Genomic DNA, 21,685 nt, shown 5'->3' with positions numbered 1-21,685 from the left:
CCGGCAACTCGCCAGTCAGGCCACTGCTGTGGTGACCTGACTTAAACCAAACAGCCTCCGCGAAACCCGGGGCGATTCAGACCGCGTTTTTCTGGGAAGAATCATCTGAGTTCACGTTAGAAGATTTCGATCTCCAGACGATGGGCGAAATGCAACTCCTCGCCCTTGATGGGGATCGCCTTCTAGGCTTCATTTCGGTTTGGGAACCGAACAACTTTGTCCACCACCTACACGTTCATCCCGATGCTGTAAATCGAGGTGTTGGGCGAACACTGTTGCACGCGCTACCGGGCTGGTCGACTACCCCTTACCAGCTCAAATGTGTCGCCGAAAACACCAATGCACTCGCCTTCTACAGGGCGAACAGCTTCGTTCAAATTGGTAGAGGCCGAGCAAAGGATCAAGATTACATCTTGCTCGCATCCGGCGCCGTCGCAACCGAAACTGGGCATTCGTGACGGGATCAGCGCGGGGTTGACTCCGCTACCTGGGCTTCTTGGGCCCATCGTGGCATTGCCGCCTTGACCGCTTAAGGATGGGGATGGCAAACGACGCAATGACCAGCCATCTGAAGGCATTTACCCACAGGCACTCTCTCCCGGTTTTTGAAGGGCTCCATCTTAGCGGCGCACCGCGGCGGCTTGGCCTGACGCAAAGGGAACAGGCGTAAAAAAGCCCGCGCGTGGCGGGCTCATGAGGTCGGAAGACCTAGGCGGTTGCCGCGCCTTACCTGCCGCAGGGGGCGTGAGGTAACACACTCATGCGCCATCACACCTTGTCGTCAGGCTGGCTCTGATCAGTCCCGCGGCTGCCTTGATTCGACTTCTGGCTGTAGTCGCAACCCTGCTGGCGGTTTTGGTCACTGCCTTGCTGTTGGTAGCTGGAGATGGGATTTGTAGTCCTACGCCTACCCTGGGCAAGGCGGTTTTGAAGAGTTAGAGTGCAGTGCACTATTGGTCACTCGTGGAAGAGAAACGTCCGAGCGGTCGATCCCTACGGACGTTCTCAGCACCTGGCAGGAGGCTTGAGAGGTAACTTATGAACATCACCATTGAGGTATCCGAGTCGGTGCCGGAAGACGCCTTCGGGCGTGTCCAAGCGTTGGCCCGGCGGGTCGTGGTGTCGTGCAGAATGGACGGCAAAGAAGCGATGAGCGCCCGTCCCATTCAGTTTTTTACAGGAGCGCCCTTTGATCCCTGTTGACATTGACCCACGTCGCAAACTTGAAGCCGCATGCCACTGCGGCTCCGTGCGTTTTCAGCTGATTCTGCCTGACGGGCTGGCACTGCGCGCCGCTGCAACTGCTCATATTGCAGCATGCGCGGTGCGGTTGCGGTGTCGACTAATTTAGAGGACTTGCACATCGTCGACGGCGCCGACCGGCAGCTAGGCGTCGGGCGGTTATATGCAACCGGCTATAAGCGGCCGTTAACGTTTAGGAGCTCGCCAAATTGACAGAGTCGCTTTTTAGGCTTCCATCGACTGTTCGTGGAGCCTTGGCTCACCCGTTGCGAGACGGTGGCTCATACTTCACGCGCCAGCTCCGCTAACCGCCTTAGGGCGAGATCATCATCGAGGCGTTCCATCGCTCAAGTTGGACTGGCCATGCCGTCAAAGACAAATCGCACGCAGGCCCACGCCGAGGCTTACGCCCAACGGATGAACAAGGTCCTTGACCACATCGACCGCCACCTTGACCAGATGTTGGATCTGGTCGCGCTGGCAGAAGTAGCGCATTTTTCTGCTTATCACTTCCATCGCATCTTCGTCGCGTGGATGGACGAGACACCAGGCGACTACCTCAGTCGACGCAGGCTCGATGTCGCAGCCTTGACGCTCTCACATCAGTCCGATGTTTCGGTGCTGGATGTGGCTGTGTCCGTGGGGTTTGGTTCCGGCGAGGCTTTTGCTCGGGCATTCAAATCTCGCTTCGGGTGCACGCCGAGCACATGGCGTCATGGTACGGCGCAACGTTGGGCGCAGGAACTGGCGCAAAACAGCAATCTGGATCAGGCTGCCCGCCCTAGAAGCGGAAATGATGGGAACAACTTTGACACACGAGTTGAGAAAAGGCCCACCATCATGGAGATCAGCATTCAAACTTTGCCGCCTGTCCGAGCGGCATACATGCGCCACATCGGACCTTACGGTCCGAGCGTAACGCGCTTCTGGCGGGACACCTTTCTGCCCTGGCGGGAGGCCCAAGGCCTGGGTCATGCAACCTGCTATGGCATTGGCCATGACGATCCCTTCATCACGCCGCCGGATAAATGCCGCTGCGACGCCTGCGTAGAGGTCCCCGCCGACTTCAAAGCCCTCAGCCCGGCCAGCATCGCAACGCTGCCCGGCGGCCGGTATGCCGTGGCACGCTATCGGGGAAATGGCACCGACATCGCGCAAGCGTGGACCCGGCTGATGCGCGACTGGTTGCCGTCTAGCGGCATGCAAGTTGACAGCAGACCATTCTTCGAACGGTATGAGGGAGGATCGAAACAAGATTCAGTCTCTGGCCAGTTTGAATGCGCGTTGTGTATGCCAGTCAAGCCGCTATGACATCCGGTTTAGCGATGCGGGCCCCAGTCCTTCCATGTATACGCTTCGTCTTTGTCAATCTAAAGACGAGTAATTGCTTTTTTAGTACAAAAACACATGGTTTGCCCTCAAGTATGTAGGACGGCTCTTGCCGAGGAGCAAGCTCACTCGCTCGCAACGACCAATAATTGGGCGCACGTAGATAAGGCCCAAGTCCACCGCGATTGGGATACCCTCTATAAAAAATTAGTGATTTTGATACCGGACTATCCGCCATACTCACCTGTAATTCAGGAACTGATTGCAGAGCATCACAAAATTGTGTCTAGATTTTATACGCCATCTAAGATGGCTTATATTGGGATGAGTCTTTACTATGTTGAGGACCCTGACATGACTAAATATTATTTCGCTTACCACCCGGGAATGGCTTCCTTTCTTTCGGAGGCTATTCCATTCTGCGCAGAAGCTCATTTACGGTAGCCGTCTAAGGGGCAGGAACAATTGCCCTCGAGTTTTAACATCCATTGAATTCCTTAAAATAACTATTGTAGATGAGCGTCGCAAAAAACTCGACGAGTTCAAGCCTGATAGACGCAGGCGACTTCGATACTTGGCTTGGGGAAATTCAGGCGTCCTTTCAGAATGGGATGGGCACGTCTGTCCCTTGCGGAGACTGCAGAGGATGTTGCACCTCATCCTATTTTATTTATATAAGACCAACGGATACTAAGGCCCTCTCAACGATTCCCCGCCAGTTACTCACGCATGCTCCAGGATTGCCAAAAGGTCATAGCCAAATGGGTTATAAGCCAAATGGCCATTGCCCAATGCTAAAAAATAAGAACTGCTCTATTTATTCAAAGAGGCCACTCGCCTGCAAAGATTATGATTGCCGCGTCTTTGCTGCGGCCGGTTTTTTGGAAGAGGGCGCCTCAACGTCAGATGTCAACATGCGTATTTCTGCATGGGAATTTCAATATTCGAGTTCTGCCTCGCGACAAAGACACCAAGCAATAAAGGAAGCGGCTCGATTTATTATCGAAAATAAGAGTGCGTTTCCTCACGAGAGGGCTCCCGCCAAAGCGTCCGAGATTGCGATTATTGCCATCAAGGTACATCACGTGTTTCTAAACGGCCCTAGTGACCGAAGCGCGATAGAAACTGCCCGAAATGTGATTCAAGCCACTCGAGAATTTGACACTATGCCACGACGAGACAGCCGATAGAGTTGCAGTAGGTCAGGCATTGGATGGTGCAAAGCCCGACTGCAGCCTGTCCGGCGTTGGCTTTCCGAGTAACCCTCGAGTCCGCACGCGGAAACTAACAAAGCATCAACTTTGTATTGCCCTCGCAAGGGGATGAAAGTCCTAACTGCAGGGGATATATCGACAGAGGAGATGCTGAGCACCTGTTCGGCTACGTACGCACGGCATTTCTGTTGCGGTTAAGGGCGGGCGCACCACGGCACAGCGAACCCTTGAGGGCAGCAGAAATGCCTTTACGCTCAAGAACTTAGGGTTGGTTGCGGCTTTTCGCAGCCAGCCCCTGAGCCCGTGCGGCGGCAAGGACTTCCCCGCCTCGGGGCGGGGTTGGGGGTGGGGAAATCCATGCATTACCGCAACTCATGGCAACGAGCGCTTGTCAACTTCCACTGAAAACGGCATTGAGCCGAAATTTACCTTTAAGCTTACTGACCACTCGTAGAGTGGTTAGAGTTGAGCGGGGAGTTGTGTTTGACATAGCATGCGCCCAGGCAACCTGCTAAAATTGTATTCTTTCACACCACCGGAGCATGATGGCATGAACAAGTAATGCGCTGATGCCCTGCATCTATCTGACTATCGCTGCCCACGCGCGATCTGCCAGCCGCATACTTACGTTCATATTCAGCGTCGCTTACACGCGCCTGCGCGTGCAGGCCGCGCTAGCCCGTTACACCATGGTCGCGGTCGCAGCATCACGGGCAGTTTTCCCATCTATTCAAGGAAAACCTTATGCCTCATTCCTCCATTAATTATATTGATGTGTTCAATCATAATCGCGCTTCCTGGGACCGCCAGGCCGCGCAGCACTGCGAATGGTCTCGGCCGGTCAGTGCGGACGAAATCGCCGCCGCCCGTAATGGAAGCTGGCGGGTCAGGCTCACGCCGAACGCCTTGCCTAGCGGCTGGCTCGATAACGTACGCAGTCTGCGCATATTGTGCTTGGCCTCGGGCGGCGGTCAACAGGCTCCCGTGCTGGCGGCGGCTGGCGCAGCCGTTACCGTATTCGACGCCTCTGATCGGCAACTGGCGCAAGATCGCATGGTGGCGCAGCGCGATGGTCTGGAGCTGAACGTGGTGCAGGGTGATATGCGCGATTTGTCGGTCTTTGCCGATGCGTCGTTCGATCTGGTGTTTCATCCGATTTCCAACCTGTACGTGCCGGATATCCGCCCGGTCTGGCGCGAGTGCTTCCGCGTGCTACGCAGCGGTGGCACGCTGCTGAGCAGCTTCTACAATCCGGTGGTATTTATTGGTGACCGTGATCCGGCATATGCGGAGCAGGAGATGATACGCCCGCGCTTTACACTGCCATACTCGGACGTGGAGCATCTCGATGCGAAGGCGCTGGCTGATAAGCAGCGGCGCGGGGACGCGCTGGTGTTCGGCCATAGTCTGGACGAGCAAATTGGCGGCCAACTGGAAGCGGGCTTTTTTCTGACGGGCTTTTACGAAGATAATCAGCCGCGCCCTCGCTTTGTGATTGACCGCTATATGCCGACCTTCCTTGCCACCCGCGCAAGCAAGCCATGATGACCGAAGGCGATTTATTGCCTGCTTACATCGAATACATAATCTTCGCAATCGGCAGCTTTTGGCCGGATTCTGCCCCACGGCGAAGGCCGCTAGTGGGCCCAAAGTAGCCGCTCAGATCGGGCGCTTGTTAGTGCCAATCCAAAACTGACCAGCTAAACCGCAAAGGGGGGGGCGGATAAATACTTGGACTGTTTTTATGCCGCAAGTCCAAGGCTCTCTCGGTATTCGATGGGACTGATTGAGCCAAGGGATATCTTGATCCGCTTCTCGTTGTACCAGCGGGTGTAGTCGTCGACTGCCTCAATGAACTGCGCAAGGGCGACGCTCTTCCAGTCCCGAGGATAGAACAGTTCGTTCTTCAGCCGACCGAAGAACCCCTCGCAGGCTGCGTTGTCAGGGGAGCATGCCTTACGAGACATCGAGCGGGTGAAGTTGGCATCGCGCATCCTCGATATCCTGCCTGGCCAGCGGTAGTGCCCCCCGCGGTCTGAGTGGACCACTGGTCGGTCAGCTGTGTCCGTCACAGTCTCGATTGCTGTATGCGTCCGGCGAACGCATCTTGACGGATGCGACGAACCTCAGGCCTGAACTTTTCGGGATGCGCGGAACGGTGCGTTTCGCGCCGCGCGGCAGAAAGCGGCGCGGGTTCGGCCCTGATGGTATTGATCGCAGGAGAGGTCGAGCGATAATGCCGGCAAGCATCAAACTTCCGGGATCAGCACGTCCATGATCGTTTACGTAGAGTTCAGCTCGTCTTCGTGCGAGCGCTGGTATCGAGCGGGGATGCAGTGATCGGAGTTTTCGATTCGGGAAGTGGCGGTCTCACTGTGTTGAAAGCGCTTCGAGAGACCCTTCCCGATAGGCGCTTCGTCTACTACGGCGACCACGGCAACGCGCCATACGGCAACCGGGACGGCGATGCGATCTATGACCTCACGGTGGCGTCATTGACGCGACTGTTCGACCTGGGATGCTCGTTGATCGTCGTTGCCTGCAACACGGCCGCCGCGACTGGGTTGCGGCGGCTTCAGCAGACATGGCTTCCCGCGCACTATCCGGACCGGCGCGTGATTGGCGTCGTCGTCCCGATGGTGGAGGCCGTAACCGGCGTCCGTTGGTCGACCGGACTGCCCGCGAGCCCGCCCGCAGGTAGCACAAAGACCGTCGCCGTCTTTGCGACCCGCTATACCGTGGAAAGCAAAGTATTCGTGTTCGAGGCCACAAAGCGGGCGCCTCATCTCGACATTGTGCAGCAGGCCTGTCCTCGCCTCGTTCGTCTCATCGAGAGCGACGCGCCCGTGCAGGTTGTGCGCCGCACGGTTCGACGGTATGTGGAGCTCCTATTGCACCGACTGGGCGATCGGCGCCTGGACGCGGTCTTGCTTGGTTGTACTCACTACCCGTTGATCGCGGATTTATTTGTCGACGCGCTCCCTGCCGATGTTGAGGTGCTCTCTCAACCGGAAGTGACGGCCTGCAGTCTCGCCGCTTACTTGGCAAGCCATCCTGAGTTCGCTTGCAGCCACGAGCCGGGCGTCACGTTGTATACATCGGCAGCGCCCGAGCACGTTACAGCACGGACAAGGCGATTCCACGGCGATGACAGCGTGTGGTTCGCGATGCTGAACTGAATGCAGCACTTCGGCGCAGTTGCCAGCTGCGCGGTCCACCTTGACACCCGGCACGAGGCTGGCGCCTGGTCTCAGGAAGCGGGCGACCAGCGGTGCGGCAGCAACTCGTTGATGCGGCTGGCCGGGTGCGTCGGCAGCCGCTCGAGCACGTCCTTGAAGTACGAGTAGGGGTCGTGCCCGTTGATTCGCGCCGACTGCACCAGGCTCATCACGGCCGCCGCCCGCTGTCCCGCGCGCAGGCTGCCGGCGAACAGCCAGTTGTTCCGGCCAATGCTGATCGGCCGGATCTGATTTTCGATCCAGTTGTTGTCAACGGGCAGTTGCCCGTCATCGATGAAGCGCGTCAGCGCGGTCCAGCGCCGCAGGCTGTACTACAAGGCTCTGGCAGTTGCCGAGCTGTCCGGCAGCTTTTGCCGCTGCAATGTCATCCACTGGTGCAGCGCATCGAGCACCGGCTTGCTGTGCTGCTGCCGAATGCTCTGGCGCAGATCGGCGTTGAGCTCTTTGACCTCGCGCTCGATGTCGTAGACCTTGGCGAACTGCTCCAACGCGAAGCCGGCAATCTGGCTTTTGTGGGCCGCATGCAGGTCAAAGAATTTGCGCCGCGCATGTGCCAGACAGCCGGCTTCCGTGATGCCTTGCGCGAACCCTGCTTTGTAGCCCCCGAAGTCACGGCCCTGGCTCTTCTCATGCTCCAGTGCATTGACCAGATCGACCGTGGAGTAGAACCGCACTCGCTTGGCATGCCGGGTGATTCCAGCAATCCCCAGCGCCGTGGCCAGGTGGGTCTTGCCAGTGCCTGGGCCGCACACCAAGACCACGTTCTGCGCGTCCTGCGTGAACGACAAGTCCGCCAGCTTCTGGATCAACGTGCGGTCGACCTGCGCGACGGTGAAGTCGTACCCAGCCAGGTCGCGGTGCATCGGGAAGCGTGCCGACTTCATCTGGTGGGCGATGGAGCGCATCGCCCGGTCAGCATCTTCTGCCTGCAGCAGATGCTCCACCAGCCAGCGTGATACGGCCAGGGTCGTATCGCCGCCTTGCTCCGTCAGATCGGCCCAGGCCGTGGCCATGCCGTTGAGCCGCAGCGCCTTCAGTTGGGCCTGTACATCGATGGAGGTCTCACGCATGGCCCACCTCCTGCCCGTCTAGATGATCCTGGTGGGTGGGGCGCAGCCGGTCATAACGCGCGGTGAATCCGCCGCCAAAAGCGGACCTTCGCCCTATGACGAATTCACGAACCGACCTCGAGGCCGCGGCGGGCAAACTCATAAGTGCGATTCAAAAGCAGTGGCATTCCGAAGTTGGCGAGCCGGAATCGGCCGCGAGCGAGGCAATCATGCGTGCGGCCCACGAACATCTGCAGGCCAGCAAGTCCGGGTCGCTCGCGACCATCATTGGCACAGGCTCCGTATCCTCATACCCAGGCGATCAATGGGTCCAGCAGCATCCAAGCGTGGTGCCCTATATTGCGGCACTTCAAGCCGCTTGTTGAACATCAGCTCCATCAACCATGACACTGAAAAAGTTCTTCCTTGCCAGTATGTCGGTGCTGGGCATCGGGGCCGCTGCTACAGCGGCGTCCCCTGTCAATACGATGAGTTCCAAGGCGATTAACTTCACACTGCCAACTGTCGCGGCAGACGAGCTCCAGTTTGAGATCCTGACGGGTAAAACATTTGAGGGGGCGCCACAGTTCCACGAAGACGAATGGCGCCAAGTTGAGTTTTACCCGGTAGCTCGCCTAGCTGAGATTCAAAAGCGCTTGAAGGAATTCAAAGTCTTTGAGAAAGACAATCGAATTCAATATGGTTGGAAGAACATCTACGCTCGAAAAATCGCCGGCGCACCGGTTCTTGGGACGGCCGGCAGCACTGAGCTGTCGGGGCTTATGCAACGTCCCATTAAGCCTGCGCCAATCCTCACCACATCGTCGGCCCCGATAGGGCAAGTCAAGGATGGTTTCACCATTCGGGTAGCAGAGTCGGTGTTCCTTTACGGCATCGCCACCGACTCGAGCGTCACTTCGCTAGCTGCCATGGTTGAGCGTGGTGGCGACGACCTCGCGCTAACCTCAGCTTTCACTCGTATAAACGAGAAATACAAGATCATGCTCGTCGATTGGCGCGGGCAAATGCTCCTAACTGGAGCGGGACCAGACGGAGGCATCCAGGTCTGGCGTCCCTAATGCAAAGTCCGCACATGGCCCAGTAGCGTCCTTCGCTGTGGGCAGAGTTCGGTAAGGACGGGTCGTCCATCAAGTTCCGCTCCGAGCAACTTCACCGCGTACTTTTGAAATAGTCACCGAATGCACCTTGTAAGAATCGACCGAGAGCGCCCGGACTTCCGGGTCTTTATTGATTTGCTGTTCGGCCCTGGATGGAACGTTGATACAGATGGAAATTCGCATCCAGTCAACAGCCGTACTTGGACTTCGCTCTACATCGCAGACCGAACGAGAAAAGAGCCACCGGTGACGATTGGGGCAAGCGAAAACGAGTCGAGCCTCTTTGAGGTGGAGTCGGTGTCGAGCCGACTAGAGGAACTGGCTGCGCTTTACCTGTTCTTGTGCAGCGGCTCCGCGATATTTGCCCCAAAGGGTGCGCTTGATGACACCGAACGTATGGCGCTGCAGAAAATTTATGCAGCCGAGCTTCAACGAGCGACGCGGGCGCTGTGGCACCATTCTTCCAATGGCAACCCGTATCCGAATTTGCCCCCTCTGCAGTGACCGACTGGAGCGACTTAATTTCCGCTATGGGCCCTGAGCCAACGCTGGACCCCATTTCTCAATGCGGTTATGAATTCAAAATCTGCCTTGATCGCAGCCCGAACGTGCCGCTGGAGAGCAGTAGCAGACCTCGTGGGCTCGCTCGTACGATACCGTTGGCCGTTTGCAGGGCCCTAATGGTGGCGCTACCCCATCTGTCAAATAAGCGTCTCGCGCTCGGCAGCCGGCAACCATGACTTCGACAGAGGCGAAGGCCGAACAGATCGAAAACGATAATCACTCAAGATTATTCCCCAATCTATTCATTGCAAATGGCATTATATAAATTTAAAGGTTAGTTTAAGGTAGGAATTGGAAGCATGTTTATTTATTCAGGTATGGGGTGGCTAGTACCCGCAATTTGGCTTGCAGCCCTGTTCACATCTAGTCATTTGATTTCCGACTCAATTGCTTGGCATAGCATAAAAATGTCTAGGGCAGGTGCCATGTTCGCACTGGCGGCCATCATTTCAACACCGTTAGTTTTTATCCTTGGCACCTTATTGAATCGTAGAAAAATCGAGCGGAAGATTTTTCGATTTGGCAGGGAAAAAACAGTCCACTGGGGATATCACACGTTTTCTCTGCTACCTATGGAGCAATGGGCTGCTATGATTCCGACAATAACCTTTTTGCTCTATGCAGGGTTCCCGCTTGTTGTTCGCCTTGCCTCATATATCTCTTAGCGCCTGCTTGGAAAGGCATTCAAAGGCCCTAGGAGATCAGACATGGCGGTATGGATCACGGCCTTGGAGACATCCGTGAATTGTTCGTAATCGCGCATGAGGCGGCTCCAGTGGATCGTGGGTTCGTCAATGACACGTAGTGCAATGGCGACGGGCATGCCACACAAGTCCGCTAGCATCACGCAGCGCTGACTCTGACTTTGGCCGTTGCTTTTGCCACCGGGAGATACTGGTACGGTGGTGGGAGCCAGCTTGGCCGTGGATGTGTCGGCATGCGCGACTTTGTAGGCCGCGCTGAGCCGAGCCGTCTGTGTTGCACCCCCGACCGCCTACCCGTCTGCCCACTTTCACCATGAACTTCGACTTGGTCGCACCGCTGCTGCATCGCATCTACGACGTTGCCAATCACGGTATCGACAGCCACGGCCAGTCCTTCTTTCGCATCCCCGATACGGTGACCGCGCAGGATCGTCAGCAACTGGCCGATGCCGGCTGGACGCCCAACACACCCGTGCAGTGGCCCCATGACGAAACGATTCAGCGGCTGCGCAGCCTGGCAGCCCAGGTGGACCTGCGTCGCGCTGCCGACGCGTTCGTGGCATCGCTGGGCTCGGCCGGCCTGCAGTGGCAGGCCGTGCTGCCCGCGGTGGCGCTGGGCTTGGCCATGCCAGAACATGCGCACCAGCCCATGGGCCCAGGGTCAGACCGCTGCGCCATCTGCTTTCACACCGCAACGGCCAAAGATCGTACCCAACTGGCTTACCACCGCGCGCTGCAAGGGTCCGGTTGGAGCGACGAGGACGGCCCGCTGGCCGCAGTGCTGACCCTGGAAGATGCGCTCCAGTGCCCGCCCGACAGCTGGCCCCAGCCCGCGCCACGCGACATCTGGGTGCTGCACCAGCTGCTGGACTTGCTGCGCAGGCTGCCCGGCACCGCCCGCTACAGCCAGGCGCGCACCGCCATCCAGGCCGCGAAGTGGCTGCAGCCTGCCAAGCCCTGGCGTGCGGGGCTGTTGCTCGAGGCTTTGGCGTTTGTAGGCGTGCTGCAGGCCCCGGATCGGCCCGGCCTGCGGACCCGCTTCACCTCCGCGCGCGAGCGCGACCAGCGGCCCAGCGTGCGTGTCGAAGTCCCCGGCCCGCTGGCCTGGTGGACGGCGGCGCACGGCACCAACGATGCCCTGCTGCAAAGCCTGTTCGGCCACCTTCAGCGCCCCACCGCAGAGCCAGCCGCGCCACCACCGCAGCCACTACCTCGTGCAAAGTCCGCAGCCCGCCCCGCCGGGGTGCCCAAAGCCCCGCGTGCAGTGCCCGGCCCGCTGGCCGCGGGCGACGTGTATGCGGTGCGCTTTCGAGAAGACCTCTGGGGCGCTGCCTACTGCCACGAAATGCGCACTGACGAGCCCACCGGCGTCGTGCGCGGCCGCATGGAATATCTGGACATCCTGTCGCCCACACCCCCCGCACCGGCTGACTTGGCCAAGCTGGGCTTTCGCGACCGCATGGACGGCAGTCGCTGGCAGATGTGGTGCGCCAGCCTGGACAAGACCAGCGGCGTAAAACGCATCGCTCAGGGCGTCGCCCCCCGCCCCCATGCCCAGGGCATGCCCGACCGCATAACCCACGGCGGCGCCAAGGAGCTGCGGCACATGGCGACGTGGAATTTTCCGCAGCTGTAGGGCGCAGTGCCTTGAACGGGAGGAGCGCTTTGCCTGCCCGCTCACATATCCCCTGCCTACTGCAGCAGCTCCACAACGACAGGAGCCACTTGGTACAGCCCGTAGAGCACGTACGCGATGAACGGACAGGCAAAAACGACTGCGGTCAACGTCAGCGCGGGCTTGAATCGGGGCACCGCTGACGAGAACACTGCGATGCCACCCGCCATGGCGACGGCCGCACAGGCTGCAAGCCAAGAGAGCGCCCCTGCCCACACCTTGCCATGCCCGCAACCACCTTCGAAGTCGGAGGCACAGGCCTTGTGCACAGCGATGGCAAGGTCAGCGGAAAACCACGCAGCAGCGCAGTACAGGATCAATGCAGCCGCAAGGGCTAGTCCTGGGGCCGATGGGCGTTGTGAAGATGGGTGGTTGTTCAAGGCGGGTGTCTGGGCTGAGATAGTCCGGATGGATACTAGCTGTCTATTCCGGACGTGTAGAGGTGTCCAAGCGGTGCTTCCCGGCCCTCAAAGCCCGGGCATCATGGACGCCTGCCGGACGCTGTCTACCTGAATTGCCCTGACAGCCGCTCAAGGACAGCGTGCGCACCTGAAGCCAAAACCGGAGCCCGCCATGGATCCGCTCCTGGCGTTGTACAAAGGGTGTCGCCGCAAATAGCATACGAACACGTCAAAGGATCCTGTGCAGAGCGTCGGATGAATCCAGCGCCCCACGGGAGGCGGTTGCCTCAATCCGGTGTCTGCCCCGACTTGGTAGACGCCGCAGGCTTCACCAGCCGCGCGATCTCACCACCGCACGCACTGAAGTTGCTGGCGTATTCCTCGGGGTTGTCGAACAGCACCTGGGCATGCATCAGGCGGTCGAGTTCCTGTTTTGCGTAGAGCAGGATGCCCCCGCTGCTGACCCGCGAGGCCCAGGGATAGTCCAGCTCGCGGAACTGGCGCGCGATGTCGCGGTGAATGCGTACATGCGTCTGCTCGTGCTTCATCACATGCGCATATGCACAGCTGCCCGGCGGGAACTCGCTGGCCACGCGCAGCACCGGTTTGATGTAATCCAGTCGCACGACGACGCCCTGGCAACTGGTCTGCGGCATCACCGCCAGCTTGGTCTCGACAACGACGTGGCCGAGTTGCGTACCGCTGCGGCCGGCGCCCGCGCCGATCTTCGTCAGTTCGGCGGCCGATTTGGCGTTGTCCACTTCCGGGTCAGCGAACCAAGCCGCAGCGAAACGCACCGCCTTGTCGCAGGGAGACAGGTTGGCGGACTGCGCCTGGAAGCAGGCGCTGGCCAGCAGCAGAGCGAGGAGGCTTTTCATCATTACCTTCTGGTTATCGGCAAGACGCGCTCGTCCTAAAGCGGTGGCCATAAGGCGGCTAGCCTGACCAGAGCGGACGAGCATCCCAGCGCCCGCTGGTCGCCAGTTGGTACTTTTTAGCCCCCGATCGCATTGGCTGAAATCGTATTCAACCTGATTTGGCATCGGCGCAGTGACTCGCATCCCGACCGGGTTCAGAGGACTCATCGCAGAGTGCTCGGCATCGTTGTGACCGGGTACCCGGAAGCTCGCGGATAGAGGAGCCGCGCTGTCGCCCAAACGCGATACCGGCGCTGTAAACCAGATGGCAAATGGAGCGAAGCCTAAGGCGCTTGAATCATCATGCGAACTCAGGGCCGGCTGTTGCCAGCGAATGCAAACATTCAGCGAGGGCTTTCTCACACCGCTAGCCGCAGCTGTTGCCCGATAGTGCGCCTTAGATGGCACGGTTTGGAGGACAGCACTCGCTGCATTGCAGACGCTAAAAGAACAACAGATACCGCTTGTCAAAGCAGCTTAGCCGCTGGATTGTCTTTGGAAAGACGGTAGTAGCCAACAATGCTGGCAACGCTCCGATGCCCCGTCATAGCCATAGTGTCAGCCAGCGGCACTTTCTGTATCGCGGCCTCGGTAACAAAGCCCGACCTCAGCGAGTGCGCAGAAAATACCTCTGGTAGCCCGGCAAGCTTTGCGCGCCCTCGAACAATATCTCGCACCGCAGCAGGTGAGAGCGGTTCGCCAAGGTGCCCGCCTTTCCTGATCTGTCTAAATATTGCACCGTACACGACGCCTGAAACCGTTAACCAGGCCTGCAGAGCTTCGCCCGCAATGCCTTCCAGCGGTTTCACGTTCTCCGGACGATCAGCGGCAGTCTGGTTGCTCTTGGAGTAGGCGAGGGTGTAGGTGAAGCTGCTGGGCCCCACGCGGTGAAGATTCTTCATCGTCGCCCCCGTCACTTCGGACCGGCGGCGCCCGCCGGAAGCCCATGCAAAGAGGAGGAGGGCGCGGTCACGGATGCCCTTGAGTGATTCATCACAGGTGTCCAAGATGGCCATCAATGGGTCCTTGGTCAGCGCATCCTTCTTCTGCGGAAGCGCGCCACGCTTGCCGTAGGCCCGGCGTGTCTTGGCCAGCAACTCGCGGACTTTGGGATCCTGACAAGGGTTTTTCAACTCCCGGAGCTGGTGGGCCTTGGACAGCACAGCAATCCGGTGGATCAAGGTGTTGAGGGCCATCGGGCCTGGCTTGCCTTTAAATCCCGCATCCACCAGCGTTTGGTCAATGGCAGGCGGCAGCTCGTGAGCCAGGCCATCGGCGGTGGTCCGCTGCGCGTGATCCACGATGAACTGCAGAACGGCGGTCGCTGGCAATGGCAATGCAATGGCTTGACCGTACCGAACGCCAAACCAAGCAGCCCAGTACCTCAACGCTGAGCGATAGCTCGCCAGCGTATTCGCGGACTCGCCCTCGCGCATCAATTCGTCCACCGCCTGCACAGTCACCTGCGACAGGGAAGACGGCTCCAGCGAGGAAACACTTTTCAGGGAAGGCAGGCGCATGGTCGAAACTGAGGTTGGAAGAACGTAATTCCAAAAAATACTACATATGATGTATTGTTTACAACTAGTTGTGGCAATGAGTCGCGATAAGCATCGATTATCGTGGGTAAAATTTTAGTGGAGTAGGGCGATGCAGTCAAAAATTGTGCGAGGCCCGCGTGGTGTGCAAACGGAAGAGGTCTGGGCAGCCGCCGACACCGTTCTCAGACTCGGGGAGCGGCCGACGATCGAGCGCGTGCGCCAACAGCTCGGCCGTGGTTCCCCCAATACTGTGGGACCAATGCTTGATGGTTGGTATGGCTCGCTGGCCCAGCGGCTGCATTCGCCGGTGGATGCATTTGAGCAAGATGGCGGCGCCGAAATCCCTTTGCCCGCGCCGGTTGTCAGGGCTGCAAAAGCCATCTGGGGCAGGGCCCTCCAGCACGCAGACGAGCGTGCAACGGCTCAATTCACTGAAGCTCGTAAAGAGCTGAGTGCGCAAGCCGAGACGTTACGCCAGGCGCAAGACCTCCTGGCACAGGAAACACAGCGCCTGACCGACCGAAGCGAAGCCTATGATCTGGCAATGCAGGCCAGGGATGCGCAGATCGCCGAGATGAGCCGTCTTATCCAGGAGCTGCAGCAGCAACTTGCTGGAACCCAGGAAATGCTGGCTGCGTCACGCTCAGAGAGCAAGCAGCTCCGACTGGCAGCGGATGCAGAGCGTCGGCGCCAAGAGGAAATGGAGATTAACCACCGGGGAGAACGCACGCGTCTAGAGGAGCGTGCGCAGGCTCAGGAGCGCAGACTTAATGCAGAGGTGGACCGTGCGCGCCAAGAATCGAAGCGGCTGACACTCAAACTGGAGGGCGACGCCCGGGAGTCTGCCAAGTCCTTGTCGGCTTCGCTGGAGAAAGCTCGAGAGCTGGAGGCCCTCGTGGGGGCACTGCAGGCGGAGAAAGCAGGTCTGGTCAAAGATCTGCACGCGGCCAGAGACGAGACGAAGGACTTGCGAGGAAAGCTTGAACAGCGCAGCACTGAGATGTTCGCCGTCCTCAACGAACTTCGCGATCGATTGCCGACTAGCGATTCGGTGAAGCCCACCGTGAAAACTCGCAAAGCAAGAGCGAGTAATCGCACTAGTTAATCAATGAGCCTCCGCAGTTGCCAGTGCCAGGATGCGCTGCGCATTCACGCCTTGTTCTAGTGCGGTCCGCGGCGTCTCTCCGCCTAAAGCCAGTGCTCGTGTCTCTAAAAAGACCAGCACCTGCCAGCCATCAGTCGCGCAAAGAGCCGATGTCAGAGACTGCAGAACATTCCACACGTTGGGCTCTAACTGCCAGCGAGGCAATTTGTACTGACGGCATCGATCGAAAACGGCAATGCAGCGATGCGACTTGATCCACTCCTCAATCTCATTCCGACTAGTCCCAGCCACCTCGGCCGCTTCCTCAACCGAGAGCATGTCGGCTGCGTCCATGCGGTCGCGCCGATACTTGTCGCCAGCGCGCAAAAGACCCGCCGACTGTGCTGCGGAAGCGTAGCAAGCCGATGAGCGACTTTTGTCGGTCGAGAAGTTATCTGGCGGAGCCATCATTCTGCCAAGATTACACGATGGGCTAAACGTGGATGCGACTTCTCCGGCATCTAGCATTGAGGAGCGATCTCTGTTCCCGTGTCCCAAAAGATCGCGACAAGATTGGGCTCCCACGCCGAGTCCGCGTGCGACACGAAAGAGGTTCGAGTACAGGAAAGCAGCCTCAAACCCAAATCTTGTCGTGTTGCACCCGTTTTCTGGGCCCAGCTCCCACAAAGCATTCCCAAACCCCAATTTCCGGACAAAGTTTGTCTACAACTTTGCTCAAAAAATAGGAACAACTTTAAAAAAATGAACGGCGTGCCTAGGTAACCATGACGTTCACCCTTTTAGTCATTTTACATAATATACATCGTATAAAGTCATAGAGCCGCTGCAGAGGCAGCTCCAGGCAGCCTCCGTCTAGCTCACCGGACCCCACCATCACCGCTACCATCAGGCCATGACCCTCACAGCACCACCATCTCCCACAACACGCCCATCCACCATCCACTTCGGCCACCAGGGCCGCGTGTGCGTCGTCACCGGCGGCGCGCAAGGCATCGGCGAAGCTTGCGTGCGGCGGTTTGCGGCCGATGGTGCCAAGCCGGTCATCGTGGATGTGGACGACGCGCGCGGCCAGGCGCTGGCGCAGGAATTGGGCGCGCTGTATGTGCGCTGCGACGTGGGCGACAAGGCGCAGGTCGATGCCCTGGTGGCTCAAGTGCTGGCCGCGCATGGACGCATCGACGTGCTGGTGAACAACGCCGGCATATTCCGAGCTGCGGACTTTCTCGATGTGACCGAGGCAGATTTCGACGCTGTGCTGCGGGTCAACCTCAAAGGCTCGTTTCTGGTGGGCCAGGCCGTGGCGCGGGCCATGGTGGCGTCTGGCGGCGGGTCCATCGTCAACATGAGTTCGGTCAACGGCGTGCTGACCATCCCGAGCATTTCCAGCTACAACGTGAGCAAGGGCGGCGTGAACCAGCTCACCCGCGTCATGGCGCTGGCTTTGGCCGACAAGAACATCCGCGTGAACGCCGTCGCGCCCGGCACCATCGCCACCGAGCTGGCCGCCAAGGCTGTGCTCACCAGCGACGAGGCCAAGCAAAAGATCATGAGCCGCACGCCGATGAAGCGGCTGGGCGAGCCGTCGGAAATCGCCGATGTGGTGGCCTGGCTGGCCAGTGACGCGGCCAGTTATGTGACGGGTGAGATCGTCACGGTCGATGGTGGCCGGATGACGCTGAACTACACCGTGCCGGTGTAGCGCGATGAGCCGCAGTGCTGCATGCTATCGAATTGATAGCTTCTGGCGCAAGCCCAGTGCGCGGTAGGCCCTTCTTTTAACCCAATTCAGCACCGTTCGGCCCTCTGCAGCCTTGTTCAGTTCAGTCCGGCTCAACCCTGCGGCACGCGGCTGAGTAGGCCCGCCATGCTGCGCGGCCAGCCCACCCGGCCGAACCAGGCCCCGCCTGCAATGGCCCATGCGTTGACCAGCCCGTAGAGGACCAGCGCCACGCCCTGCGCGGCGAACACGGCGGTCAGCCCGCCGCCCCAGCGCAGGGCCAGCCAGCCACCCGTCACGGCCACCGCCAGCCGGGCGATGTTGCCGATCACGGGCCACAACAGGCGCCCTGCCCCTTGCGATGCAAAGTACAGCACCAGGCCCAGGCCGAAGAATCCATACACGGGGCCCACGGTGCGCAGGTACAGCGCGCCAGCCTCCAGCATGGCCGGGTCGCTGTTGAAAAGACGCAGCCATGTGCCCGGAAAGGCGGCCGCCCACAGTCCGATGGCTTCGGCCATGGCAAACGCGATGGCCGCGCCGATCCAGGTGGCGCGCAGGGCCCGCTCGCGCTGGCCGGCGCCGATGCAGGTGCCGACCATGGCCACCAGCGGTGCGCCCAGGCCGAACACCAGCGGCACCAGCAAATACTCCAGCCGCGACGCGGTGCCATAGCCCGCGATGGCCGCGGTGCCGAAACCGCCCACCAGCGCCGTCGTCACGCCGATCGCCAGGTTGGTGGCCACGGTAGATACCGTACCCACCAGGCCCACCCGCAAGATGTCCTTGAACAGCGCCCAGCGAAAGCGGATCTGCGCCAACGACGGCCGCAGCAGGCTGCGCGGCGACCACAAATAGGCCGCCAGCACGGCGCTGCCCACGGCGTAGTACGCCATCAGCGCGATGGCGCCGCCCGCAATGCCCAGGCCCGGCACCGGGCCCCAGCCAAAGATCAGCAACGGCGACAGCGGCACCAGCACCACCGCGCCCAGCACCGTGACATACGCGGGCACCGCCATGTTGCCGGTACCGCGGATCACGGCCGAGAGCGTATTGAATAGCCAGACCAGAAACGCCCCCGCGAAAACCCAGTTGGAGTAGATCAGCGCAGCCTCCAGCGCGCCGCCGGTGCCACCCATGCGGGTGTACAGCCAGCGCCCTCCTCCCACCACCGCCACCGTGAACACCAGCGCAAACACCGCCGCAATGGCCAGCGCGTGCAGCACCAGCGCATCGGCATCGTCACGCCGGCGCGCCCCCAGCGCCCGCGCAATGGCCGACGCAATGCCCCCGCCCATGGCGCCTGCCGACGTCATCTGCATCAGCATGACCACCGGGAAGACCAGCGCCATGCCCGCCAGCGCATCGGTGCCCAGTTGACCCACGAAATAGGTTTCGATCAGACCCACACCCGCCTGCGCCAGCATCACCAGCACATTGGGCATGGCCAGGCGCAGCAAGGTGGGCGCAATGGGCGCCTCCAGCAGCATGCGGGTGCGTGCGTCGAGCGGCGCGGGCGCGGCTGGCGCCGTGGCTGCGCTGCTCATGAAGCCGCCCCCGGGGTCGCTGCCACCTGCCTGCGCGGCACCACGATGCGCACGGTGGACAGCTGCAGCACATCGCCCTGCTGGTTGCGGGTTTCGCTGCGCACGGTGACCATGCCGCGGTCGGGCTTGGATCGGGACGGCTGGATCTCCAGCACCTCGCTCACCACGTGCAGCACATCGGTGGCACGGGTGGGCCGCGGCCAGCTGATTTCTGCCCCGGCGCCGATGATGCCGCCGGCAATCGGCAGGCCCGTGGTCACCTGCAAGCGCATGGTGATGGCCGCTGTGTGCCAGCCGCTGGCGGCCAGGCCGCCGAACAGCGTGGCGCGGCCGGCGGCCTCGTCCAGGTGAAAAGGCTGCGGGTCGAACTGGATTGCAAACGCCTTGATCTGGGCTTCGTCCATGGCGTGTTCACCGCTGGTGAAGCGGTCGCCCACGGCCAGGTCGTCCAGGTACAGCGGTTGGGGTGGGGCTGGGTCGGGCAATGCGGCGGCTGCCGCCAGGGTGGTTGTCATGGCAGTTTGCTTTCAGCTAAGGATCAACGGATGAAGTGGCTTGGCTCGGCTTGGCTCAGGCCGCAGCAGCTGCAGGGCTGCGCGCCAGCGGGGCCTCGCGGATGGGCAGGTTCACCAGCGCGGCACCTGCAGCCAGGGCGATGTCGATGTACCAGACCCAGTCGTAGCTGCCGGTGGCCTGGAACACGCTGCCGCCCAGGTACGCGCCCAGAAAGCCGCCGATCTGGTGCGACAGCATCACCACGCCAAACAGCATCGCCATGTTGGCGGTGCCGAACATCTTGGCGACCAGGCCCGCCGTGGGCGGCACGGTGGAGAGGAAGGTCACGCCCATCACCGCCGCAAAAATCAGGACCACCGGCGTTGTCTTGGGCGCGAACAGAAACACCAGCACCGCCAGGCCGCGCACGGCGTACAGCAGCGACAGCAGCGACTTCATGCGCCAGCGCCCCACGGCCCAGCCCATGGCCAGGCTGCCCACGATGTTGAAGAGGCCGATCACGGCCAAGGCCCAGCCGCCCACTTGCGGCGGCAACCCGCACGCCGCAATCACCCCCGGCAGGTGCGTGGCCAGGAAGGCCACATGAAAGCCGCACACCAAGAACCCGATGGCCAGGTAGCGGTAGCTCGGGGTGGCCAGCGCCTGGACCACGGCCTGGCGGGCGGTCAATGCCTTTTGGCCCGACGCGGCAGCGGCCTGCGCCGCGAGCGCGTTGGAATTGCCCTTGAGCACCCACACCGCTGGCAGCGCCAGCAGCACCAGCACACCCAGCCACTGCATGGCGCTGGCCCAGCCCAGCGCGGCAGTCAGGCTGATGGCGATGGGCGCCATGATGAACTGGCCGAAAGAGCCGCCCGCGTTCACGATGCCGGTGGCCAGGCCACGCTGATGGGCCGGCACCAGGCGTGAGGTGGCGGCCATCAGCACCGACGGCCCCGCCATCCCTGCCCCGCCCGCGGCCAGCACGCCAATGGCGAAGATAAGGCCGATGGTCGTGGTCATGTAGGGCGTGATGAAAGTGCCCAGCGCCACCAGTGCCACGCCCAGCAGGATCACGCGGCCGGTACCGATGCGGTCGGCCACCGCACCCGCAAAGGGCTGGGTCAGCCCCCACCACAGTTGGCCGAACGCAAACGCCAGGCTGATGCTGCCAATGCCCAGCGCGGTGGAGGTGTTGAGCGCCGACAGGAACAGGCCCATCGTCTGGCGCGTGCCCATGGTCAGTGCAAAGGCGCCCGCTGCGGCCAGCAGCACCAGCCACAGGGACAAGGGCAGCGCGGGCGCAGCAGCGCGTGCGGGCCCTGCGGGTGCGGTGTTACGGGTGTCATTGGTCATCGCCGGGCTCCTGGGCACTGGCCAGCAGGGCCAGGGAATCGTCGACCAAGGCGTGCAGCGCGTTCACCCGCCCTGCCCCCAGGGTGTCGTTGAGCGCCAGTTGCGCGGCCTTCCAGTGGCGCTGGGCCTCGGCGCGCTTATCGCGGCCGGCATCGGTGATGTGCACCAGCCGGCTGCGCGCATCGGCCCCGGCCTCGAGCGTGACCCAGCCGGCATCGACCAGCGGGCGCAGGTTGCGGGTCAGCGTCGAGGCGTCCATCTTCATGGCCGCGGCCAGGTCCCCCGGGCGAATGGGCCCCAGCTTGAGCACATGCGACAGCAGCGAATACTGCGTGGTCTTGAGGCCGCACCGTGCCATCTCGGTGTCGTAGTGCTGCGCCACCCGCCTCATCAGCTGGCGCAGTTTGAAGTTGGTGCAGCCCTGGGGGAGCGCACCGGCGACAGCTTCGGGTGGAATGATTTCAGCTTGCAT

The 21,685-nt window shown here is 60.7% G+C and carries 22 protein-coding genes and 2 pseudogenes; 14 read left to right on the top strand and 10 right to left on the bottom strand.

Annotated elements, in window-relative coordinates:
* The first annotated feature begins 74 nt into the window (after positions 1-74).
* The 6 genes from ACSQ3D_RS09650 to ACSQ3D_RS09625 all read left to right on the top strand — a co-directional run bounded on the left by ACSQ3D_RS09650 (position 75) and on the right by ACSQ3D_RS09625 (position 5,330).
* Positions 75-458 (top strand): GNAT family N-acetyltransferase, encoded by a 384-nt coding sequence (locus ACSQ3D_RS09650; protein ID WP_436126738.1) that lies wholly within the window; start codon positions 75-77, stop codon positions 456-458.
* 580 nt (positions 459-1,038) lie between these two features.
* Positions 1,039-1,203, top strand: coding sequence for a hypothetical protein (locus ACSQ3D_RS09645; protein ID WP_436126714.1), 165 nt, complete (start codon positions 1,039-1,041; stop codon positions 1,201-1,203).
* A 456-nt stretch (positions 1,204-1,659) separates the two neighbouring features.
* Positions 1,660-2,553, top strand: coding sequence for an AraC family transcriptional regulator (locus ACSQ3D_RS09640; RefSeq protein ID WP_436126713.1), 894 nt, complete (start codon positions 1,660-1,662; stop codon positions 2,551-2,553).
* Positions 2,554-2,649: 96 nt separating this feature from the next.
* The gene (locus ACSQ3D_RS09635; RefSeq protein WP_436126712.1) at positions 2,650-3,015 is read left to right on the top strand and encodes a TipAS antibiotic-recognition domain-containing protein; all 366 of its coding nucleotides are present in this window, start codon (positions 2,650-2,652) and stop codon (positions 3,013-3,015) included.
* A gap of 71 nt (positions 3,016-3,086) precedes the next feature.
* The gene (locus tag ACSQ3D_RS09630; protein WP_436126711.1) at positions 3,087-3,761 is read left to right on the top strand and encodes a YkgJ family cysteine cluster protein; all 675 of its coding nucleotides are present in this window, start codon (positions 3,087-3,089) and stop codon (positions 3,759-3,761) included.
* Between the two features lie 768 nt (positions 3,762-4,529).
* The gene (locus tag ACSQ3D_RS09625) at positions 4,530-5,330 is read left to right on the top strand and encodes a class I SAM-dependent methyltransferase (RefSeq protein WP_436126710.1); all 801 of its coding nucleotides are present in this window, start codon (positions 4,530-4,532) and stop codon (positions 5,328-5,330) included.
* A 197-nt stretch (positions 5,331-5,527) separates the two neighbouring features.
* On the opposite strand, the pseudogene ACSQ3D_RS09620 reads toward ACSQ3D_RS09625, so the two are convergent.
* Positions 5,528-5,869: pseudogene (locus ACSQ3D_RS09620) on the bottom strand (transposase); the annotation flags it as partial.
* A gap of 252 nt (positions 5,870-6,121) precedes the next feature.
* Between ACSQ3D_RS09620 and ACSQ3D_RS09615 the strand changes: the two are divergent.
* Positions 6,122-6,964: a glutamate racemase gene (locus tag ACSQ3D_RS09615; protein WP_436126709.1), complete on the top strand. Its 843-nt coding sequence runs from the start codon at positions 6,122-6,124 to the stop codon at positions 6,962-6,964.
* 71 nt (positions 6,965-7,035) lie between these two features.
* Here ACSQ3D_RS09615 and tnpC read toward each other — a convergent pair.
* Positions 7,036-8,094: pseudogene (tnpC, locus tag ACSQ3D_RS09610) on the bottom strand (IS66 family transposase).
* Between the two features lie 95 nt (positions 8,095-8,189).
* On the opposite strand from tnpC, the gene ACSQ3D_RS09605 reads away from it, so the two are divergent.
* The 5 genes from ACSQ3D_RS09605 to ACSQ3D_RS09585 all read left to right on the top strand — a co-directional run bounded on the left by ACSQ3D_RS09605 (position 8,190) and on the right by ACSQ3D_RS09585 (position 12,095).
* Positions 8,190-8,459 (top strand): hypothetical protein, encoded by a 270-nt coding sequence (locus ACSQ3D_RS09605; protein WP_436126708.1) that lies wholly within the window; start codon positions 8,190-8,192, stop codon positions 8,457-8,459.
* 18 nt (positions 8,460-8,477) lie between these two features.
* Entirely contained in the window at positions 8,478-9,152 is a 675-nt protein-coding gene (locus tag ACSQ3D_RS09600; protein WP_436126707.1) for a hypothetical protein, read from the top strand.
* A gap of 120 nt (positions 9,153-9,272) precedes the next feature.
* Positions 9,273-9,695 carry a hypothetical protein gene (locus ACSQ3D_RS09595; protein ID WP_436126706.1) on the top strand — a complete coding sequence of 141 codons (423 nt, stop codon included), beginning with the start codon at positions 9,273-9,275 and terminating at the stop codon, positions 9,693-9,695.
* A 359-nt stretch (positions 9,696-10,054) separates the two neighbouring features.
* Positions 10,055-10,420: a hypothetical protein gene (locus tag ACSQ3D_RS09590; RefSeq protein WP_436126705.1), complete on the top strand. Its 366-nt coding sequence runs from the start codon at positions 10,055-10,057 to the stop codon at positions 10,418-10,420.
* Between the two features lie 352 nt (positions 10,421-10,772).
* Complete coding sequence (locus tag ACSQ3D_RS09585; RefSeq protein WP_436126704.1) at positions 10,773-12,095, top strand: hypothetical protein; 1,323 nt, start codon at positions 10,773-10,775, stop codon at positions 12,093-12,095.
* 56 nt (positions 12,096-12,151) lie between these two features.
* On the opposite strand, the gene ACSQ3D_RS09580 is transcribed toward ACSQ3D_RS09585, so the two are convergent.
* From ACSQ3D_RS09580 to ACSQ3D_RS09570, 3 genes are all read right to left on the bottom strand, one after another.
* The gene (locus ACSQ3D_RS09580; protein WP_436126703.1) at positions 12,152-12,514 is read right to left on the bottom strand and encodes a hypothetical protein; all 363 of its coding nucleotides are present in this window, start codon (positions 12,512-12,514) and stop codon (positions 12,152-12,154) included.
* 308 nt (positions 12,515-12,822) lie between these two features.
* Positions 12,823-13,413 carry a hypothetical protein gene (locus ACSQ3D_RS09575; protein WP_436126702.1) on the bottom strand — a complete coding sequence of 197 codons (591 nt, stop codon included), beginning with the start codon at positions 13,411-13,413 and terminating at the stop codon, positions 12,823-12,825.
* Positions 13,414-13,919: 506 nt separating this feature from the next.
* Positions 13,920-14,972 carry a site-specific integrase gene (locus ACSQ3D_RS09570; protein ID WP_436126701.1) on the bottom strand — a complete coding sequence of 351 codons (1,053 nt, stop codon included), beginning with the start codon at positions 14,970-14,972 and terminating at the stop codon, positions 13,920-13,922.
* Between the two features lie 130 nt (positions 14,973-15,102).
* On the opposite strand from ACSQ3D_RS09570, the gene ACSQ3D_RS09565 reads away from it, so the two are divergent.
* Complete coding sequence (locus tag ACSQ3D_RS09565; protein ID WP_056166191.1) at positions 15,103-16,098, top strand: DNA-binding protein; 996 nt, start codon at positions 15,103-15,105, stop codon at positions 16,096-16,098.
* Here the strand turns inward: ACSQ3D_RS09565 and ACSQ3D_RS09560 are convergent, their stop codons facing one another.
* Positions 16,099-16,431, bottom strand: a complete 333-nt coding sequence (locus ACSQ3D_RS09560; RefSeq protein ID WP_436126700.1) for a hypothetical protein — start codon at positions 16,429-16,431, stop codon at positions 16,099-16,101. It lies immediately after the preceding gene.
* A gap of 559 nt (positions 16,432-16,990) precedes the next feature.
* Between ACSQ3D_RS09560 and ACSQ3D_RS09555 the strand changes: the two genes are divergently transcribed.
* Positions 16,991-17,797 (top strand): SDR family NAD(P)-dependent oxidoreductase, encoded by an 807-nt coding sequence (locus ACSQ3D_RS09555; RefSeq protein WP_436126699.1) that lies wholly within the window; start codon positions 16,991-16,993, stop codon positions 17,795-17,797.
* Positions 17,798-17,928: 131 nt separating this feature from the next.
* Here ACSQ3D_RS09555 and ACSQ3D_RS09550 read toward each other — a convergent pair whose 3' ends face one another.
* The 4 genes from ACSQ3D_RS09550 to ACSQ3D_RS09535 are packed head-to-tail and all read right to left on the bottom strand — an operon-like array spanning position 17,929 to position 21,685.
* Complete coding sequence (locus ACSQ3D_RS09550; RefSeq protein WP_436126698.1) at positions 17,929-19,362, bottom strand: MATE family efflux transporter; 1,434 nt, start codon at positions 19,360-19,362, stop codon at positions 17,929-17,931.
* The gene (locus ACSQ3D_RS09545) at positions 19,359-19,877 is read right to left on the bottom strand and encodes a MaoC family dehydratase (RefSeq protein WP_436126697.1); all 519 of its coding nucleotides are present in this window, start codon (positions 19,875-19,877) and stop codon (positions 19,359-19,361) included. The genes ACSQ3D_RS09550 and ACSQ3D_RS09545 overlap by 4 nt, the downstream gene beginning before the upstream one ends.
* 55 nt (positions 19,878-19,932) lie before the next feature.
* Positions 19,933-21,213, bottom strand: coding sequence for an MFS transporter (locus tag ACSQ3D_RS09540; protein WP_436126696.1), 1,281 nt, complete (start codon positions 21,211-21,213; stop codon positions 19,933-19,935).
* Positions 21,203-21,685 (bottom strand): MarR family winged helix-turn-helix transcriptional regulator, encoded by a 483-nt coding sequence (locus ACSQ3D_RS09535; RefSeq protein WP_436126695.1) that lies wholly within the window; start codon positions 21,683-21,685, stop codon positions 21,203-21,205. The genes ACSQ3D_RS09540 and ACSQ3D_RS09535 overlap by 11 nt, the downstream gene beginning before the upstream one ends.

It is taken from the genome of Acidovorax sp. LjRoot117 (genome assembly GCF_964252695.1).
Taxonomy (GTDB): Bacteria; Pseudomonadota; Gammaproteobacteria; order Burkholderiales; family Burkholderiaceae_C; genus Acidovorax.
The sequence above is the reverse complement of the archived record's forward strand: the minus strand, read 5'-3'. Positions and strand labels throughout refer to the sequence as shown.

Excerpts from the sequence above, each read along its gene's own strand:
- ACSQ3D_RS09645 (WP_436126714.1), top strand. The coding sequence starts at position 1,039 with ATGAACATCACCATTGAGGTATCCGAGTCGGTGCCGGAAGACGCCTTC.
- ACSQ3D_RS09640 (WP_436126713.1), top strand. The coding sequence starts at position 1,660 with ATGAACAAGGTCCTTGACCACATCGACCGCCACCTTGACCAGATGTTG.
- ACSQ3D_RS09635 (WP_436126712.1), top strand. The coding sequence starts at position 2,650 with ATGGTTTGCCCTCAAGTATGTAGGACGGCTCTTGCCGAGGAGCAAGCT.
- ACSQ3D_RS09630 (WP_436126711.1), top strand. The coding sequence starts at position 3,087 with ATGAGCGTCGCAAAAAACTCGACGAGTTCAAGCCTGATAGACGCAGGC.
- ACSQ3D_RS09625 (WP_436126710.1), top strand. The coding sequence starts at position 4,530 with ATGCCTCATTCCTCCATTAATTATATTGATGTGTTCAATCATAATCGC.
- ACSQ3D_RS09605 (WP_436126708.1), top strand. The coding sequence starts at position 8,190 with ATGACGAATTCACGAACCGACCTCGAGGCCGCGGCGGGCAAACTCATA.
- ACSQ3D_RS09600 (WP_436126707.1), top strand. The coding sequence starts at position 8,478 with ATGACACTGAAAAAGTTCTTCCTTGCCAGTATGTCGGTGCTGGGCATC.
- ACSQ3D_RS09595 (WP_436126706.1), top strand. The coding sequence starts at position 9,273 with ATGCACCTTGTAAGAATCGACCGAGAGCGCCCGGACTTCCGGGTCTTT.
- ACSQ3D_RS09590 (WP_436126705.1), top strand. The coding sequence starts at position 10,055 with ATGTTTATTTATTCAGGTATGGGGTGGCTAGTACCCGCAATTTGGCTT.
- ACSQ3D_RS09585 (WP_436126704.1), top strand. The coding sequence starts at position 10,773 with ATGAACTTCGACTTGGTCGCACCGCTGCTGCATCGCATCTACGACGTT.
- ACSQ3D_RS09575 (WP_436126702.1), bottom strand. The coding sequence starts at position 13,413 with ATGAAAAGCCTCCTCGCTCTGCTGCTGGCCAGCGCCTGCTTCCAGGCG.
- ACSQ3D_RS09570 (WP_436126701.1), bottom strand. The coding sequence starts at position 14,972 with ATGCGCCTGCCTTCCCTGAAAAGTGTTTCCTCGCTGGAGCCGTCTTCC.
- ACSQ3D_RS09565 (WP_056166191.1), top strand. The coding sequence starts at position 15,103 with ATGCAGTCAAAAATTGTGCGAGGCCCGCGTGGTGTGCAAACGGAAGAG.
- ACSQ3D_RS09560 (WP_436126700.1), bottom strand. The coding sequence starts at position 16,431 with ATGGACGCAGCCGACATGCTCTCGGTTGAGGAAGCGGCCGAGGTGGCT.
- ACSQ3D_RS09555 (WP_436126699.1), top strand. The coding sequence starts at position 16,991 with ATGACCCTCACAGCACCACCATCTCCCACAACACGCCCATCCACCATC.
- ACSQ3D_RS09550 (WP_436126698.1), bottom strand. The coding sequence starts at position 19,362 with ATGAGCAGCGCAGCCACGGCGCCAGCCGCGCCCGCGCCGCTCGACGCA.
- ACSQ3D_RS09545 (WP_436126697.1), bottom strand. The coding sequence starts at position 19,877 with ATGACAACCACCCTGGCGGCAGCCGCCGCATTGCCCGACCCAGCCCCA.
- ACSQ3D_RS09540 (WP_436126696.1), bottom strand. The coding sequence starts at position 21,213 with ATGACCAATGACACCCGTAACACCGCACCCGCAGGGCCCGCACGCGCT.
- ACSQ3D_RS09535 (WP_436126695.1), bottom strand. The coding sequence starts at position 21,685 with ATGCAAGCTGAAATCATTCCACCCGAAGCTGTCGCCGGTGCGCTCCCC.